This is a genomic window from Metabacillus sp. GQ13, from assembly GCF_059758525.1.
Map to the genome: position 1 here is coordinate 254,158 of NZ_JCAXET010000001.1, position 17,636 is coordinate 271,793.

General features: G+C 34.4%; 14 protein-coding genes. 1 reads left to right on the plus strand and 13 read right to left on the minus strand.

Features of this window, described 5'->3' with window-relative positions:
* Positions 1-416: 416 nt before the first annotated feature.
* From AC6CHR_RS01290 to AC6CHR_RS01335, 10 genes are all read right to left on the minus strand, one after another.
* The gene (locus tag AC6CHR_RS01290) at positions 417-1,550 is read right to left on the minus strand and encodes a hypothetical protein (protein ID WP_498246634.1); all 1,134 of its coding nucleotides are present in this window, start codon (positions 1,548-1,550) and stop codon (positions 417-419) included.
* Positions 1,534-2,877 (minus strand): F390 synthetase-related protein, encoded by a 1,344-nt coding sequence (locus AC6CHR_RS01295; protein WP_498246635.1) that lies wholly within the window; start codon positions 2,875-2,877, stop codon positions 1,534-1,536. The genes AC6CHR_RS01290 and AC6CHR_RS01295 overlap by 17 nt, the downstream gene beginning before the upstream one ends.
* Positions 2,870-3,721 (minus strand): MBL fold metallo-hydrolase, encoded by an 852-nt coding sequence (locus AC6CHR_RS01300; RefSeq protein WP_498246636.1) that lies wholly within the window; start codon positions 3,719-3,721, stop codon positions 2,870-2,872. Before AC6CHR_RS01300 ends, AC6CHR_RS01295 begins: the two co-directional genes overlap by 8 nt.
* Complete coding sequence (locus AC6CHR_RS01305) at positions 3,711-4,703, minus strand: NAD-dependent epimerase/dehydratase family protein (protein WP_498246637.1); 993 nt, start codon at positions 4,701-4,703, stop codon at positions 3,711-3,713. Before AC6CHR_RS01305 ends, AC6CHR_RS01300 begins: the two co-directional genes overlap by 11 nt.
* Positions 4,700-5,854, minus strand: coding sequence for an ATP-grasp domain-containing protein (locus AC6CHR_RS01310; RefSeq protein WP_498246638.1), 1,155 nt, complete (start codon positions 5,852-5,854; stop codon positions 4,700-4,702). Before AC6CHR_RS01310 ends, AC6CHR_RS01305 begins: the two co-directional genes overlap by 4 nt.
* On the minus strand, positions 5,844-6,833 hold the full coding sequence (locus AC6CHR_RS01315; RefSeq protein ID WP_498246639.1) for a beta-ketoacyl-ACP synthase III: 990 nt from the start codon (positions 6,831-6,833) through the stop codon (positions 5,844-5,846). The genes AC6CHR_RS01310 and AC6CHR_RS01315 overlap by 11 nt, the downstream gene beginning before the upstream one ends.
* A gap of 304 nt (positions 6,834-7,137) precedes the next feature.
* Entirely contained in the window at positions 7,138-8,757 is a 1,620-nt protein-coding gene (locus tag AC6CHR_RS01320; RefSeq protein WP_498246640.1) for a glycoside hydrolase family 9 protein, read from the minus strand.
* A gap of 462 nt (positions 8,758-9,219) precedes the next feature.
* Entirely contained in the window at positions 9,220-10,725 is a 1,506-nt protein-coding gene (locus AC6CHR_RS01325; protein ID WP_498246641.1) for an alpha-glucosidase/alpha-galactosidase, read from the minus strand.
* A 270-nt stretch (positions 10,726-10,995) separates the two neighbouring features.
* Positions 10,996-11,793 carry an AraC family transcriptional regulator gene (locus tag AC6CHR_RS01330; protein WP_498246642.1) on the minus strand — a complete coding sequence of 266 codons (798 nt, stop codon included), beginning with the start codon at positions 11,791-11,793 and terminating at the stop codon, positions 10,996-10,998.
* 131 nt (positions 11,794-11,924) lie between these two features.
* Complete coding sequence (locus AC6CHR_RS01335) at positions 11,925-12,968, minus strand: NAD(P)-dependent alcohol dehydrogenase (RefSeq protein WP_498246849.1); 1,044 nt, start codon at positions 12,966-12,968, stop codon at positions 11,925-11,927.
* 294 nt (positions 12,969-13,262) lie between these two features.
* Here AC6CHR_RS01335 and AC6CHR_RS01340 point away from each other — a divergent pair, with 294 nt between their 5' ends.
* The gene (locus AC6CHR_RS01340; RefSeq protein ID WP_498246643.1) at positions 13,263-13,877 is read left to right on the plus strand and encodes a DUF3298 and DUF4163 domain-containing protein; all 615 of its coding nucleotides are present in this window, start codon (positions 13,263-13,265) and stop codon (positions 13,875-13,877) included.
* A gap of 76 nt (positions 13,878-13,953) precedes the next feature.
* Here AC6CHR_RS01340 and AC6CHR_RS01345 read toward each other — a convergent pair whose 3' ends face one another.
* The 3 genes from AC6CHR_RS01345 to AC6CHR_RS01355 form a co-directional block, all read right to left on the minus strand.
* A complete protein-coding gene (locus AC6CHR_RS01345; RefSeq protein ID WP_498246851.1) occupies positions 13,954-14,979 on the minus strand; it encodes a LacI family DNA-binding transcriptional regulator in 1,026 nt (341 codons plus the stop codon).
* Between the two features lie 357 nt (positions 14,980-15,336).
* Positions 15,337-16,167: a sugar phosphate isomerase/epimerase family protein gene (locus AC6CHR_RS01350; protein WP_498246644.1), complete on the minus strand. Its 831-nt coding sequence runs from the start codon at positions 16,165-16,167 to the stop codon at positions 15,337-15,339.
* 236 nt (positions 16,168-16,403) lie between these two features.
* Positions 16,404-17,477 (minus strand): Gfo/Idh/MocA family protein, encoded by a 1,074-nt coding sequence (locus AC6CHR_RS01355; protein ID WP_498246646.1) that lies wholly within the window; start codon positions 17,475-17,477, stop codon positions 16,404-16,406.
* Positions 17,478-17,636: the final 159 nt, after the last annotated feature.

Consider the following 17,636-nt stretch of genomic DNA (forward strand, 5'->3'; position numbering starts at 1 on the left):
AGTAACTTTATGTAAATTTCAGTATATAAATTGAAAAGATATCCAAACTTGGTAACTTAGCTCAATCAAATGATAAATCAATGTTTTGTCTATATCAATTGCCTCACAGACAAATAGATAATTAGTCTTAGTATGATGAAAATTGTAAATGTAGTGGAATTTCTCTTAACTATCCTTTCAATATTTTATTGAAATCATTGAATTGACTGGGTTTACCTTCTATAGCTATATGTGAATAGATACTTCAAAAACAATGAATGCTTATTTTAAAACAGGAAAATTTTACTATCCAAGCTTTCGTCTTCTTTGTGAGAAAGATAGTATTTGAGAAAACACATCAAAAAAATCTCCCAGTAAATACTAGGAGATTGATTCGATCTTTTACCGTTTTCTATTTAACATTTGCCTTTTAAAGACTAAAATTTCTTCTTCTTAGCTAGAGGTACTATAATAATATCCATAATCAACTTAATGCTACACCAGGCAACTCTTGAGATAAGAGATAAATGCTTTTGATAAAAATATGAATATTCTATTTCTTGAACAGAGCCCCGATTTCTCTTAAATTCACTTGCTCCAGCACTCCGATGTCCGAAATATTGTTTATCAAGAATTTCCTTTGTAATCAAGCCAGATAACACTCGGTATAATCCTAATTTTTTGTCACTCTCTACTACATAACCTAAGATCGGAGTTGTGAGGACACCATCTCTAATGATATTTCCAGTAACTCCAATTATCTTTGAATTTTGACAAAGAAGCTTGAAGTGGAACAAATGACGTTCATTTGTATATTTAATGAACTCATGAGTGAATTGAGGATTGTTGATTGAATATTTATCAATGTATAATTGTTTGTATAAATTCTCTATGATAAGATAATCGTCATCCTTCTCGATATCTTTAATGTTATAATTAAATTTGGTTATTAGTTTCTCATCTTGATACAGAGCCTTTTTCTGTCTTTTAGTTAATGGCAGAGAGGGATTAAATAAATAGATTGAGCGGGACATGATGCTTTTATAGCCTTCTTCTTTTAATCCTTTAATCATTTTGTTGTGTAGGGTTTGATTAATAGATCGAAAAAGAATCGTGTGCTGTGGAAATTCCGCTACTAGAAACACTGTTAACCTTGTAATCTGTGTATTTGATAAAGTTGGATATAAATTCGTTGACAGGAACCAGTTATTCACAATAACAACCTTGTTAATATTGCTTTTTTGAAGCACTATTCCAATTAAATCAATAAATCGTGAAAGTAACGCTTCCAAGTGCTTATTACCTAACTCCCATAACTCTTCCTTGGCATAGCTAATATAATGTGTATACGGTGAAACAACATATGAATTAGTGAATTCTTGCGTATTGACAGAAATCGGCAGAATCACATCATCAATTTCTAGTAAATAAATATCTGTTGCGATGTTTTTAATATACTTTTTTATTCCATGCTTCATCAATGGTTCAAAATAGTTTCGAGTTACTTCCCCGTCTCTTTTGGTTGCCCATTCAATCAAATCAATACTATTTTCATCATACAATTTTACCATGAAAGTCTTCCCTCATCTCATTCTCAATCCGTTTCCGTTTTTTATCAGATGGAACCAAATCATAGGGAGCAAATTGAAACTCAGGAACAACTAATTCTTTTTGATTCCACAACTTTGTTAACTCTGAGACAATGCTAATCTTAACTAAATCAATAGTAGCTGCAACCTTTATCTTAACTTCAATTTTCCTTATGCTCTGTTGCGTCACTTTATATTCAAGGATTTGATCGGAACTTAACATGATGGCTCTCCTTATAAAGTCGGGAAATAATACGTCTGTGCCAGATCCGTTTAATTTATCGCCATAAAATAAGTCATCACAGCGTCCATCAATTCTATCTAATGCTAGAAAAGGAGAACCACAGGGACAAGGGGTCTTTCGCTCAATTAAAAGATCATTTAAACGGTACCGTATAATCGGCTGTGATGTTCTAGTGAAATCTGTTAAGATCGGTACAAAAATCCCCTTTTCCTCATCCAAATAATCCTTTTGTATCGCTACTAAATCCTCATTCATATGCAGCGTTCCATATAAGCAAGTTGTAGCTAAAAATCCTTCCGTACATTGGTAAACTTGATGAAGGGTTAATTGGAAAATAGCTTCAATAAACTCTTTATCAATATCCTCTAACACTTCTGCTATAGAAACTATTTTTATTGGACGTATCTTTATTTTTTCTTCAATCTGCCATTCAGCTATTTTCCTTAACATAGAAGGTGGAGCGATGACAATTGTGGGTTGTAGATCATTTAATCGTTGTATATGAATTGAAAATCGATCCATTAAGTCAAAAAAGGCAAACGAAATTTGACCATTTTCAGTTGAACCATACAGATTATTATTAGCTCTTAGAAAGAAGGCAATTTTTTGCTTATGAAACAAACTACTAGGTAGGACCTTTGCTAAAACTGTGCCAGCCCATCTTGCAGATTCCTTATCACTTACTAAAAACAACCCCCTATTTCCACTTGTTCCTGAGGATAATCCAATTGAAATATTATCTGATTTTGGCGAAAAGTCCCTCGTTTTCTCCGCTTCAAAAGCTATTTCATAAGCCTTCTCTTTATTTATTCCAACTGTATTAAAATCATCAAAACGGTCCATCATTAGTGATTTATCAATCATTGGTAGCTCTCTCCAACGATTTTCTTTTAATTCTATTTGGTAATCTTCATAAAACTCATAATAAAACGGTGAATTTTTTAAAACAAATCGCAAATGATTTTTTATCTTCCTATTTTGATAGCTTTGCAAGGTATCTAAGTTTGAGAAATTTTGTCTGTATTTCGTTAACGCATATTGTTTTAGTAACCACAGTTTATTCAAAGACAACCTTCCTTTTTATATGTTCCCATGTTTTATGACAATGTGTTGGTAAGATCGCAATTTCTGGATTTACTTTTGATAAGTGATGAAGTTTAATCATATTGTTTTTATATTCGGCTTGATCCTCTATTAATAGATTGGTAATCTTGTGGGGGAAAATTAACTGTTCAAATGCTTGACTCACCCACACAGCATCTGCACATAGGAATACACGTTTTCCACTTTGAAGATTAACGAATATCCCATATTGTCCAATAGCATGTCCTGTTAAATCTACACCGATAATTGATTGATCACCAAATACATCATAACCCGTATTAAACTCTCCATAACTATCGCCTAATTGAATTTCGTTTGTCTGTTCTAAGAATGAGATTCTCTTATCTAAATCTTCAGGTAGCAATTCTAGTAAGCATCCTTTTGTTAGGGCACCGAATTTACTTAATGATTTAATATGAACATATCCCTTTTTACTCGAATAGATTTTTGCATGAGGGAAATCCTTGAGACCACCAGTATGATCACCATGAAAATGTGAAAGGATAATGGTGCTTATTTCATCTGGGTTAATACCATCACTTTCTAGTTGGTTTTTTATTGATTTCTCATCTGAAAAATATACAGGTGTTAGTTTTGCATATAGTGAATAAGGAAATTTCTTTGTTGCATGGTTAAAATATGATGCATAACCAGTATCAAATAAGATATAGCCCCTTTTCGGATGGTTTAACAAACCGACAATAGCTGGAAACTTTATTGGTTTCATCGACCCATTTGGTAAAACAATTTTTTCTGGGTGAGTACAATACCCACATTCATATAATTTCAGCGAATTAATATTCACGATTTTTCCACCACTTTACGAATTCTTTTGTACCCTGTTCGATCGAAATTTTAGGGTTATAACCCAAGTCTTGTACAGCCCTTTCGATCGATAGTGTTTGAGTTTGTGATAATACACTAACTGTATAACGAGTAAGTAATGGTTCTTTTCCACCCAATAATATGGTAGATATATATTCTAGCAATCTAGCAATAAAAAATGCCTTTTTATAGGATATATTCTTGTAGGTAACAGATTGATTTAGCTGCTTCATCACATTTTCAATCATTTCATAAAGATTAACATTTACCCCATTTGTTATATTATATTTTCTTCCTAACGTTTCTTCAGAAGATGATTGACATAGTAATAAGGCATCAACAACATTTTCTACATATGTAATATCTACCTCAACATTTCCATTCTCAATCATTGGGAGTCTGCCCTTTTCGCATACTTTAATTAATCTTGGCAGAATCGCATTATCTCCTGGACCAAATATAGCTCTAGGACGGATGGTTATCGTAGGTAATCCTTCTTTAAACGCTTTATCAACCGCTAGCTCTGCTAAATACTTGGTTTTTGAATAATGATTAACAAACTTTTTTGGTAACAAGTCTGTTTCTTTTACATTTCTTTGCTCATTATAATAAAATGATAGACTTGGTGTTGAAACATGGATAAGCCGTTTTACATTCCACCTTTTACAACCGTCTATGACATTTTGTGTTCCACTGACATTTGCTGCGTAAAAATCTTGATACTTCCCCCATGGTGAAGAAAGTGCTCCACAATGAAACACATACTGTTGTCCATTACATAATTCCATCATCTGCTCCCTATCATCTAATGCTACTTGTTTAAAAAGAATACCGTGATCAATTAAATTCTTACCTATCTCTTTATTGCGACCTACACCTGTTACAACATATCCAAGAGAAGCAAGTCGTATCGCTAATTTCTGCCCTAAAAATCCTGTAGCTCCTGTTACTAGTACGTTCACGACTCCTCACCATCCCAGCTTAGGTCAAATGTTGACTGTTCTAACATTGTTACTTGATTCTCTTTACTTTCCTTCCATATATTGAACATGCTAATGAATTGATAAAAATAAGGTTTTTTATCATGGTAGTGATATATACTATCTTTAAATGTAAAGAGGACATCGCAAAATTGTTTGGCTTGTTTTAACGATTTAATTTGTAAAACACCGTATAGTAAAACGGCTAATTTAATTGCTTGTTTTGTATCTTTTTTGGGGTAAAGTGTACAATCTTGTTGATCATTTATCACATTTGTTATTTCCTTACCAAATAAATGCAACCCACTTGTTGCTCGAGGATTGCATTCAATAGGGATCGCAACATCGTCTTTATTTATAATAAAATCAAATGATATTTGTCCAGTAAATGATAGCTCTTTTACGATTTCACGAACGAATGTTTCAATATCTTTTCTGTCGATATATTCGAATGTCAGTGTTGCTCCTAAACCCGCAGTAAATTCAGATTTATAGACTGAATGAGCAAGTAGCTTTCCATTTTTTGCAATCCCATATGAGCAATATTGTTGTCCTTCTATTCTTTCTTGTATGATCCATGTCGAGTCGTTACTTACTTTTTTAGGTAACTTTGCACCATGTTTGTAAAATGAAACAGAATCCGAAAAGCGTGAATAAACCTTCTTCAACACAAAATCATTGTTTAATTCAGATAATGTCGAACGATTTAATTCAGGTGTAAGTAAGGTTGTTCTAGGTGTGACAAATCCTAATTTTTTAACAAATTGGATAAATCTTTCCTTATTGTGAAGGAGATTCATTTTCTTAAATTCATCTACTAATACCTTATTGTATGATGATAATTTTTCTTGATACATTGATATATAGAAAACTTCTTCACAAGTCGGTAATAAAATATCAATTTGCCTCTTTAATTGAAAGTCTATTAAACAATTAATAAATTCATCAGTTTGGTATTTTGGTGAAGGATATAGTAAAAACGCACTAATACTGTTAGAAGATTTCGATAGAGCATAATCCACACTGTCACCCACATAAACATCCATACCGCCTTCATTCAGAATTCTAGCTAAATGCAATGTGATAGGTGCTCTTGCTCCTGTAATCAATACTCGTTTTCTATCAGTATTCAAGAACAATGCCTCCTATTGAAAAACCTGCTGAGGTCCCTAAGAGCAATATTTTATCTCCTCTCCTTACCTTTCCTTGGTTAATAGCAATACATAAAGCCATTGGAATTGAAGCAGCAATCATGTTGCCATAATCACCAATAATATTGATAAACTTTTCTTCATCTACACCGAGTTTTTTTCGAATAATGTTCATCGCCGATGCACTTGCTTGGTGCGGAATCACAATATCCATTTCTTTAATTGAAAAGGCAGTATTTGAAAATAACCGCTCGATAAAACCAGGAAGGAGTCTAAAAGAATGTTTGAAAATGGCTTTACCATCCATGTCGAACAAAAAGTCTTCTTTCGTTTGTTCATTATGCTCTCTAGGATGAATCCTTGTTCCCCCACCTCTAACCTCTGACAAATGTGCGCCTTCACTATATGTTTCCATTTGTGAACAGATAATCTTAGAATTGTCGATTGATTTTGATAACACAACCGCTGCGGCTCCATCACCAAATAAAATGCTGCTTTCTTCCTGTTTCCAGTTTAATCCGACAGATGAAATCTCTGAAGAAATAACTAAAACGTGTTTGTACTTACCGCAATCGATAGAAAATGAAATCATATCTAAAGCTGCAACAAAGCTTAAACAGGTAGAATTAACATCAAATGAAGGAATGCCAGATCTTTGTAGACCTAGTTGTTCCTGAATTAATGCAGCATTACAAGGAATCGCTTGCTCCATTGTTCCACTTCCACTAATTATGCAATCAATATCAGACAGTGTAAGTCCTGCATCTTGAACTGCTATTTTAGCAGCCTCTGCCGCCATAAATGAAGCTGTTTCATCGACAACAAAATAACGTTGCTTAACACCTGATTTTTTTTCTGACCATCCTTTTTTTACACCAATCAATTCATCTATTTCTGTTGCCTTTACAACCCGTTTAGGTAAATAGGAACCTATTCCATTTATTTTCACTTTACGCTTCATCCACGTGCTCCTCTAAATTATTCTGTTTTTAAGCTAAAACCTAGAAATCTAGTATCATCTGCTCTTTTAGGTTTTATCTTATGTTATCTTACCGCTTTTTGTTCATACCGAAAATAACGTTTTGAAATTATTTTAAATATTCGAAACCTAACTTAATACAAATTATCATACTGGAGCTTAAAGTATAAGTAATTATCCACAGAATAAGAAGTATTTTATAAATTCCTTAACAGTTAAAAAGTATGCTAGATTTAAAATTCTAATCCAGCATACTTTAACTATATTAACCTATGTGATTAGTTATTTACTTAGCCCAATGAGACAAAACAAACACTGCAGGAGAATTCCAATAGATTGTTACTTCATTGGTTGAGTAACTTTCTTGATGGTCGATATAAGCTTGTGCAGCGGGTTTCCCCTGCAAATACTCACGAGAGTATTCATCGTTTAGACCTTTGTCTGGACCACCTGAGACCAGACCTGGAACGGGATCGACAACTTCATCTCCAACAGAAGGACGATGATGTAAATTCATGACAGGTCGATCACCAAATCCTGTCACAAAACTTATATCTAACACATTTCTTCCCAATAAATAATGGATATGCTCTAATGCGCATGTTTCGAAAATAGGATCATTTGTAAAATGATAAGCTAATAATAAATGCATGGCATTGTTCATCACAATCATATTACTGCCCCATATATAGTCATCCTCGGTTAAGGAAATCATATATCCATCATTCTTACTTCTACTGACAAGTTGGATAGCAGTCTTTATCAATCCTTCCCTTAATTGTGAATAAAGGGTTTTATCTGTGTTAGTTTCACCATTTAATAAATAGGCAATTGTCCCATAACCACCTACTTCTGTCCAACCCAAGTTATACTTGTTAAAATCCTGTTTACTTATTGTCAGTAATGCATGATGGTAGTCAACATGCGTAGTTGTTCGGTAAAGTTCAGCAGCTGCCCAAAAGCGTTCATCCCGGTCGTCTGGATCACCGTATTCACCCGTATCTATATCTGGTGGATTTTTGAATCCAGTTTTATCCTGATGCTGTGTTAACCACTCCCATGAATAGATCGCTGCGTTTAAACAACGGTCAGCAAAACCTACATCATATTCCTTGTAAACTCTAGCAGCCATAGCCATTACAGCTGAAAAAGTGGCAGTAGCAGTCGCTGAAATTGGCGAAAAGTATAAATCAGCACTATCATCCTCAGGCATAACATCTAAGTCTGGAAAATTCAACGTCGTTAATTTATGGAAAACACCGCCATTAGTAGGATCCTGCATTTTAAACAACCATTCTAGCTCATAACGACATTCATAGAGAACATCAGGTGTGATTGAATCCGTTTCCGGAATTGGAATTGGTTGATCATACGCTGTTGGATACAGTTCAAAAGCCAATAATAAATCAGCAATTGCCTTTGCGCCAGCAACAGTATATTTTCCATAATCTCCAGCATCATGCCAACCCCCAGAGCTATCAAGGATTCTTTCTGGCTCACCATAGACAATCCCTTTCGTTAAATGACAAGCATTGTGTTTCCATGGACCAGCATATTTCTCCTCTAATTCCATACCACAGCGAAAAAAATAGAACGCTTTCAAAAGACTCTGATGTAGTTCTTGGTAAGGCTTGTCCTCTATAGTAAAAACTGCAGAAGTGCCATCCTGTGAGATCCGGTATGTTCCTGGTGTAGTAAACGTTGAAAAATCTCCTTGGTAAACTGTTTTACCACTTGCATTATCAATGATCGCTGCATTTGTTTCACCATGAAATACGATTTCGTTTGAGGCCACATTGACAATTTGAAAAGAACCTCCCATTGAAGTAAAAACAGCTGTTTTCATTCCTTCGGTTGGATACCCTACCTGGTTAACTGTAATCGAACGAAATTCTCTTTCAATCATAATGTTCATCTCCCCTTTTAAACAGTCTATTTTTCCTAGCGTTACCTTAAAGTTACTCTACCTAATAACGGAAATTATCTATTTTAACAATAGCATTTTTTCTTTGACTTGTTTGTAATAATTATTAGCAATGGTAACTTAAACAACTTTCGGTTTCTACTTTTCAGAATCTATTTCACTCTAAATATCGATTTAAATTCACTTCAAGACAGGCTATTTTCGCAAAAATTGTTATTTTCCGTAGAAAGAACTAATGTACACACCCTAAATTACTCTGATATCCCTCTAGAGATAGCTACAATTTACATCATAAAAATCCAAAAGTCGATTTTTATAAGTACTATATAACAACCTTTTAGAAAAGAGCCTATAGTAAAAAGGATGCATCCGAGCCTTCATGCACCCTGTAAGTCAAACACTTTTAAATGAATGTTTCAAAATAAAAACCTTTGTTTTTAACTATTAGTTTACAGCCGAAGGACGTTCCTTAGCTTTATCTGATTCACCTGCATTTTTGGTTGCCTCGTCTCTATTTTTAGCCATCTCTTCCACCGTTTTTACTTTTAAACGAGCGGCACCTTCATAATTCTTTGTCGGCAACAAATCTCCTGCTGCCATACGATTTTTAGCTTCAACGATCGCTTCTTGGTATTGTGGGAGCCATTGTTCCTGAGCTACGAGCATTTCGTCTGTCATTTGCCATATTTCCTTAGGATTACAAACAGCTCCAACAAGTGGATCCATCATCATAGCTTGACGAAGGAGGAAATCATCTCCTTTAATTGCTGCTTCAACAGCTAATCTTTGAACGGAGATACTTACATTACAAACAGCTGCACAACCTAATGGTAAGTCACCAACATGTGGCATATTGATACCATTACGATCCACATATCCAGGAGCCTCAATAATGGCATCATCCGGTAAATTTGCTATCACTCCATTATTCACTACATTAAAATGCCCTCGATAAACACGTCCTGTTTCAAGCGCTTCGACAATATATGAACCGTGCTCTTCTCCACGATTTTCTTGCTTATATTCCATAGCTGGCTCTTTCAACCAGTTTGGAAAATCCGTTTCAAACCAGTTTCGTCCTTCTTTACAAACCCGTAAATAACCGCCTGTTTCACCATTTATCCATGTCCCTAAGTCAATCCAATCATTAATTTCATCTGCACGTTTACGGTACCATGGTACATACTCACTCAAATGGCCATTTGATTCGGTCGAATAATAACCAAAACGTCTAAGCATATCAATTCGCACTTTTTCCGTGTTACTAAACTCAGGATGTTTCTCAAATGCCTCCAGTATTTCCCCTGTCATATCTTTCCCCTTATGCTTGACACTTACATACCATGTTTGGTGATTAATTCCTGCACAGATGATGTCCACTTCTTCTTTTTTAAAGCCTAATGCATCTGCAATTTGTCTGTGTCCACCTTGAACACCGTGGCAAAGTCCAATTGTTCTTACTCCACCATATGTATTACATGCCCAAGTTAACATGGCCATTGGATTAGCATAATTAAGCAATAAACAATCCTTTTCTGCAACTTCACGGATATCTTTACAAACTTTCATCATTTCAGCTATTCCACGCTGTCCGTACATGATTCCTCCAGCACATAGCGTATCACCCACACATTGATCAACTCCATATTTTAATGGAATATCTACATCATGCTGGAAAGCCTCAAGACCACCAATTCTTACCACTGAAAAGATATATCGAGCGTCTCTTACAGCTTCCCTACGATTTAATGTTGCATGTATCTTAATATTTAATCCATTCTCATCTATGTCGCGTTGACAAAGCTGTGTGACCATATCAAGATTTTGAGCGTTTATATCTGTAAAGGCAACTTCTATTTGATTAAATTCTCCTACTGCAAGTAGATCTCTTAAAAGCCCTCTGGTAAATCCAATACTACCTGCCCCTATAAATGCTATTTTAAATGACATTTTACAGCTCTCCTTTAGATCGTTACTTGATTTCAATTTAATTACATTGTAACAAGAACAAGCTAAATACGTTTTCAAATTAATAACTTTATAATGTAAAGGATTTTAACTTTTTATATCCAACTAAGCTGTCAGCTTAGTTAAAATAAAGCTAAAAACTCCAAAGGTTGAATTAAACAAGGAATAATCTAATCTGAGTAGTTTAGAATGGAAAGTAATTTCTAATTATTTAAAAAATGGAAAAACAGCTGTATTTAACAACTGTTTTACTTAGAAATTATGTTTTACAATCGTCTTCTTTGCAGATTTCCGATACTCAACCGGTGTGTTATTTGTATGTCTTTTAAATAAAAGGCTAAAGTATTGTCTACTATTAATACCAACATAATGTGAAATTTCAATGATTGGTATTTCTGTATCTGCTAGTAGCATTTTTGCCTTTTCAATTCGATGAGACGTTAAATAATCCATAATTGTACATCCCATCTGTTGTTTAAAAATCCGATGTAGATAACCTGGATGTAGATTCACTGATTTCCCAACATCTTTCATTTGAATATCACAATCATAATTTTGGTGAATATACTCAATTGCTTTTTTTACATAGACATTCGTTTGCTGATATTCTCGATCTTGTACTTTTTCCTCTACAACCATCCTTGCTATTTGGATAAGCAATTGCGCAAAAAGGATCTCCACCATTAGATCATTTTCTGCTTGCTTCTTATCCATTTCTAAAACTACATTTTTAAGGGTATGGTAAATTTCATTAGGATCTTTTAATACAACATACTCGTATCCTAATTCTAATAATTGGGTTAAACTTTTGTTTTCAGAAGCTAACTCCTTGATAGACAGAAATTTTCCCTTCCTCTGAACAAAAGAGAATTCAATATTTAACATTCGACAAGGATTATTCTTATCCACTAATAAACGATGTGCCACATTCGCATCAAGTAAAATAAAGTCACCCTTTTTCATCGAAAATGATTCTTGTTTCGTATCAATGATGCACTTTCCATCAATTACATACATAATTTCTACTTCTTTATGAGTATGGAATTCCATTTCATGACTATCCCATTGTTTATAGTAATAGGCACTTATTTTTGGATGAAAATGGTCTGCTAATAATTCACGTTGATAGAGACTAAATCTGTTTATAGCAATTCCCTCCCATAATCATTCAAATTAGTAAGCTATTTGTCTAACAATCCATTTGGATAAACAATTACCTTTAAGCTAGATTTTTTATTAAGTCGAGCTCTTTCCATCGCAGCCTTTGTTTCATCAAGGGAGAAACGGTCGGTAATTAAACTTTTTAAATTATGATCTTTCAAAAACTGAATCCCTTGGTAATATGTATTTGCATATCGGAATACCCCATATATATCTAACTCATAATCTGCTATTAGTGAAACATTCAATCCAATTTCATCTTGTGGAGGTAATCCGATAATCGCGAGCTTTCCACCACGTTTAACTGAGGCCAAAGCAGTCTGTAGTGCTTTTGGATTTCCTGCTGTTTCAAAGGCAACGTCAACACCCTTACCCTCAGTAATAGCCATTATTTCCTCGTTTGGATCTTGCTCTAAAATATTTATCGCATGTGTAGCTCCTAAATTCTTTGCTGCTTCCAAGCGATTATTTTCTAAGTCTGTGACGATAATATTTGTGGCCCCAAACGCTTTCACAGCTGCTATTGCTGTTAAACCAACTGGCCCCATTCCTAAGATAGCGACAGTTGAACCAGGTTGAAGGTTCGTTCTGTTTGCAGCATGTATCCCTACAGAAAACGGTTCGACAAGTGATGCCTCTTCAAAAGACAACTCATCAGGAATTGGAAATAGAAAATCCTCACGATGTTTAATATACTGAACAAAAGCTCCATTAATAGGCGGCGTTGCTAAAAACTGTACCTCTGGACAGAGATTGTATCTTCCCTTCTTACAGTAGTCACAACGACCACATGTAATCCCTGGCTCTATTGCTACACGATCCCCGACTTTTACTTTAGTTACTTGGTCTCCAACCTTTGCAACAACCCCTGCACATTCATGACCTAAGATTATTGGCTTCTCTACAACATACCTTCCAATCCTTCCATGCTCATAATAATGAATATCTGATCCACAAACTCCAACTGCCATGACTTTTACTAATACTTCATCACCACTAATTTGTGGAACTGCGATCTCCTTCATTTCAATCTCATAAGGTTTATTCATTACGGCAGCCTTCATCAAAGGTGGTACGTCCAATGTTTGTTGTGGTTCTAATTCCTTACTAGTTTTTGTTGTCAAATTAATTCGCCCCTTTTCCTTATTAATCAACAATGATAACGTTATCAGTTTTAGGTAATTAAAAACCATTAATCCTATTCATAATCACTTAGTTAAAGGATACCACCATCGTTAATAAAGTTAAAGATTAAGAATATAGCTAAAAGGTTACTCCATGTCTTTAAAAGCAATTGAACACAATCCATATAAATGAATAAGATAAACTAAATATGCAAAAAGGAATGTGTTTTTTTAATGGAGAATATTAACCTGCCTATCCCTATCCAAACGATGTTGATCTTTGCCCCAACAAGTAAAATATATTATCCTCAAATTCAATGGTTGAAAAATCCCGTTATCCAAAGCAAAATAAATAGGGCGATCGTAAAAAAGGTTAAACAAATGTTCAATAAAAGTTATCAACAAGATTACATGACAGCATTCACTGGAGGTTATGAGGTCAAAAATAACCAGAGAGGGATTATAAGTATAACGATGAATACTTTTGCCTCTGGACCAAAGCTTGCTCATCCGATTGATCAGTTAACATCGATAACGACAGATATTCGAACTGGTAAATTATATTCTTTATCAGATCTATTTACACCAAATAGTCCTTACATCGAACGTCTGTCAGACTTAATAAGGGAACAAATTAATAATAGAAATATGAGTACCTTTCAAGAATTTGATAAAATAAATAGTAATCAGTCCTTTTATATAACTGACAAAATGCTTATGATTTATTTTAAAAGATATGAAATCGCACCACGTCCATTTGGATACCCGACATTTCCAATTTCTATTTATGAACTAAACGATATCATTAACAAAGATGGACCACTTGAATTTATGCTCTCGGATTATTAATAGTATTCTACTTGCAAATGCTCGCTCTTGTTACAGAGAGCGAGTGTTTCATTCATGCTACTCATCTAACAATTATTTAAATCGATTTACATGAATTTCTAATTATTAACTTTGAACCTATTTGAAAGTGATTGGATTCGACTTTCATACCTTCTACAGCATCTACGATATTTGTTGTCAGCTTTTGCATCATTTCATCAAAATTGACCCGTAAAGTTGTTAGTGAAGGTGATGTATGTTCACTTAACATATGGTCATCGAACCCAATAATTGAGATATCTTCGGGTACTCGAATAGAAAATTCATTGAATGCCTGAATAGCACCAAAAGCAGTACTGTCGTTAGCTGCAAAAAAGGCTGTCGGAAGTTCTATGTTCTTTTGTAGAAATTTTTTAGTAACGTCATAGCCCGATGCTTTACTGAAATCACCTTCTAGTACCCATTCTTGATTAATTGGTAGACCATGTTTTTTTAAACCCTTTATATATCCCTGATATTTCTGAGGACCCGCAATTCTATTCATATTTCCATTAATGACACCAATTTTTTTATGACCTAAACTAGCTAGGTAATGAATTGCTTTCATTGCTCCCTTTTCATTATCAAAATTAGCAACAATTCGATTAGGCTCATTTACACCTGGTAATAATTGATCTACTATGCCAATTACAAATTTTTCTTTAATTAGCTCTTCAATTAACGGCTCATAATTATTCGCACCAATAAAGATTCCACCATCTACTCTTCTTTGAAAAAAGACTTCTTTTATCTTATCAATCGTATTATGGTTATTCGTATCACGGATTATATTTGTTAAAACGTAGTAACCCAATAGTGATGCGCTTTCAATTATGCTTGTGATCAAAAAGTTTGATAGACTATCCCCCGAAACCTGACCTCTTTCAATAATAAAGAGCCCCAATGTTCCTGTTTTTTTACCTGCAAGCACCTGGGCTGATAAATTAGGATAATAGTTTTTTTCATGGATAATCTCCATAATTTTTTTCCGAGTAGCTTCTGGAACATTAGGATAATTGTTTATCACCCTACTTACTGTACTTCTTGAAACACCTGCTAATCTCGCAATCTCAGTACTATTCACTTCCTTCAAAGAATTCCACTCCTATAAAACATCGTTTCTAACTCGAACAGGAAAAAATAAATTTGTTTTTTCAAGATAAACACGTGTTTATACAAATTAAAGTAATTTGTATTATTATACCATAATATATATAGTTTCAAATGAATCGCCGAGAGTTCATAATAAAATAAATACGTATTTATAGTTTAAAAAACAATAGCATTTAAATTAACTACCATTGGCTCACATTATATAAATTAATGTAGCAGAAATATATAAATTAAAGCTTCTTAGCTCTCCATGCTAATTCTTTCCAAAATAAGAAGCAGTGGTTGTCTTAACCAACTGCTCCTTGCTCGTAAACGATAAATATACTTTCTATAGCTTAGAAAAAACCTTATCATATCCATTCTTAGTACGTCTTAATAACTCTTCAACTGATTCTGTAGGGGTAGTAGTTGTAAGAACCTCTTGGGCTATAGGGCCAGTATACCCTGTTCGCTTAATACTATTTAAAAATAAAGGTAAATCAATAACGCCTTCCCCTGTAATTAGTCGATCATTATCCTTTAATTCCTTTATTGGCAGATTATATGCGTCATTAATATGAACATGGACAATTTGATGTTCAGTTAAGTTTGCCAAATCTTCACTTGTTAACCCCGTAGTATACCAATGGTAGGAATCAAGTAGTAAACCGACATTCGGTAAGCCAATCGCATCTATAAATTCTAACGTTTCTTGCTGTGTCCAAATAAATGGATTTGCCCATCTGTTCCTCAAATGATGTGGACCAACATATTCAAGACCTAAGCGGATACCATATGATCCTAAAATATCAGCACAAATTCTTAATCTCGTCACAGCAAGACTCATAAAGTTTGCTGATTTTAGGTCTGTAGATGGTAAAATATATGTACAACACCGTGTAATTCCTAGCTCTGCAGCTGCTTCCGCTACAGAAGCTAGCTTAGTTAGATCTTGGTTGAACTCTTCTGTTGATGTCCGCCACTCTACAGGGAGACCAATAGAACCAACTATCATGTTGTTTTCCATTAAAATTCCTCTTGCTTTTTCAAGACCATATTGATCTACGAAACTAAAAGCATCTAAATCAACTGATTGAAAACCAAATTCAGCAGCTAACTCAATGAACCGTTTATCATCTGAGATATTTCCCAAACCAGCTTTAGTTATTCCTCTTAACATGTCATCTTACACCCTTTCATGGAAAAAATGAGGTACCCAAAAGGGTACCGAATAGTAAATCCATTTTATTGTTTTCTTAGTAAAGCTGACTTTAAAAATTAGAATAAACTATTTTTCGCAAAGATTGTTTCTTCGTATAAAACACTACTGGCTCTTATTGCATAATTACTTTGACATTTTCATTGAAAATAGCTTAAATTCATATGAGTTGCATCTACTTTCAGAAAAGGACTACATTAAATATTCCAGTCAAGTAATACTTCGCGTCCTGTTTTGGATGACTCATAAATTGCATCTAGTATTAGATTATTTGCTAATCCAGTCATAGCAGATGTAATAGGTTGTTTTCCTTCATGAATACATTCAATAAAATGCTTACTTAAACGGACTCGTTCCTCTTCTTCATTTCCATTTTGCGAGAGGTCGAGATCAATTGGACGATCAAATTGTTCCGTTAATATTTTCCCAGTATTTCCAGATAGAGATGCCCCACCTTCTGTACCCATTAGATGAATAAATGGTTCATTACTAGTATCCATATGAACAGCCCAACTTACTTCGAGTGATAATGTAGAGCCATTATCCATTTTAATTAAAGCAGTTGCCAAGTCCTCCACATCGTAATGACCATCCCAGTTAGGAGTTCCCCAATTTCCAATTCCCTTTTTCTTTGGTCCAAATTCAGCATACGTAGAACCATAAACAGAAACTGGTTTAGGGTTGCCCATTAGATAAAGAGCTAAATCCACCATATGTACGCCAATATCAATTAAAGGACCTCCGCCTGCTTCTGATTTCTGAGTAAACCAGCTGCCCCAGCCAGGTATTCCCTTTCTACGGAACCATCCTGTTTTAGCATTATAAATTTCACCTAAAGCTCCTTTTTCAACTTGTTCCTTTATTTGTTGAAATTGCCATTGCCATCTCATTTGATGTCCCACCATGACAACCTTTCCAGACTCACGCTGTGCTCTCACAATGTCTTTTGCAGCATCACCGTTTATCCCCATAGGCTTTTCAACTAGAACATGCTTTCCAGCCTTTAACGCCTGTATTGCTAAGGGTGCATGCCATTTATTTGGTACGCCGATAATAACAGCATCTATTTCTGAATCATGAATCAATTCCTCAGTACTTGTATAAACCTTTTGGATACCGTATTCCTTAGCTTTTTGCTCTGCTAAAGGCAAGTATACGTCTGTAATACCTTGAAATACAATATCATCTGTGAGCACTCCAAAGGTTTCCAAATGAACACTCCCTATAGCGCCTGCACCAATCATACCTAATTTTATCTTTTGTGTTCCCATAAAAAATACCTCCATCTTATGTATTATTAAGTTTAGTTCACTTTTAACAATCATTTTATTCTACTTTTAATTGAAGCTTTTATTTCTAGTTGTTATAACGCTTACATAGTATGATAAAATAAAACTGTTATAATTGCAGATCATATTTTCATATGTTTA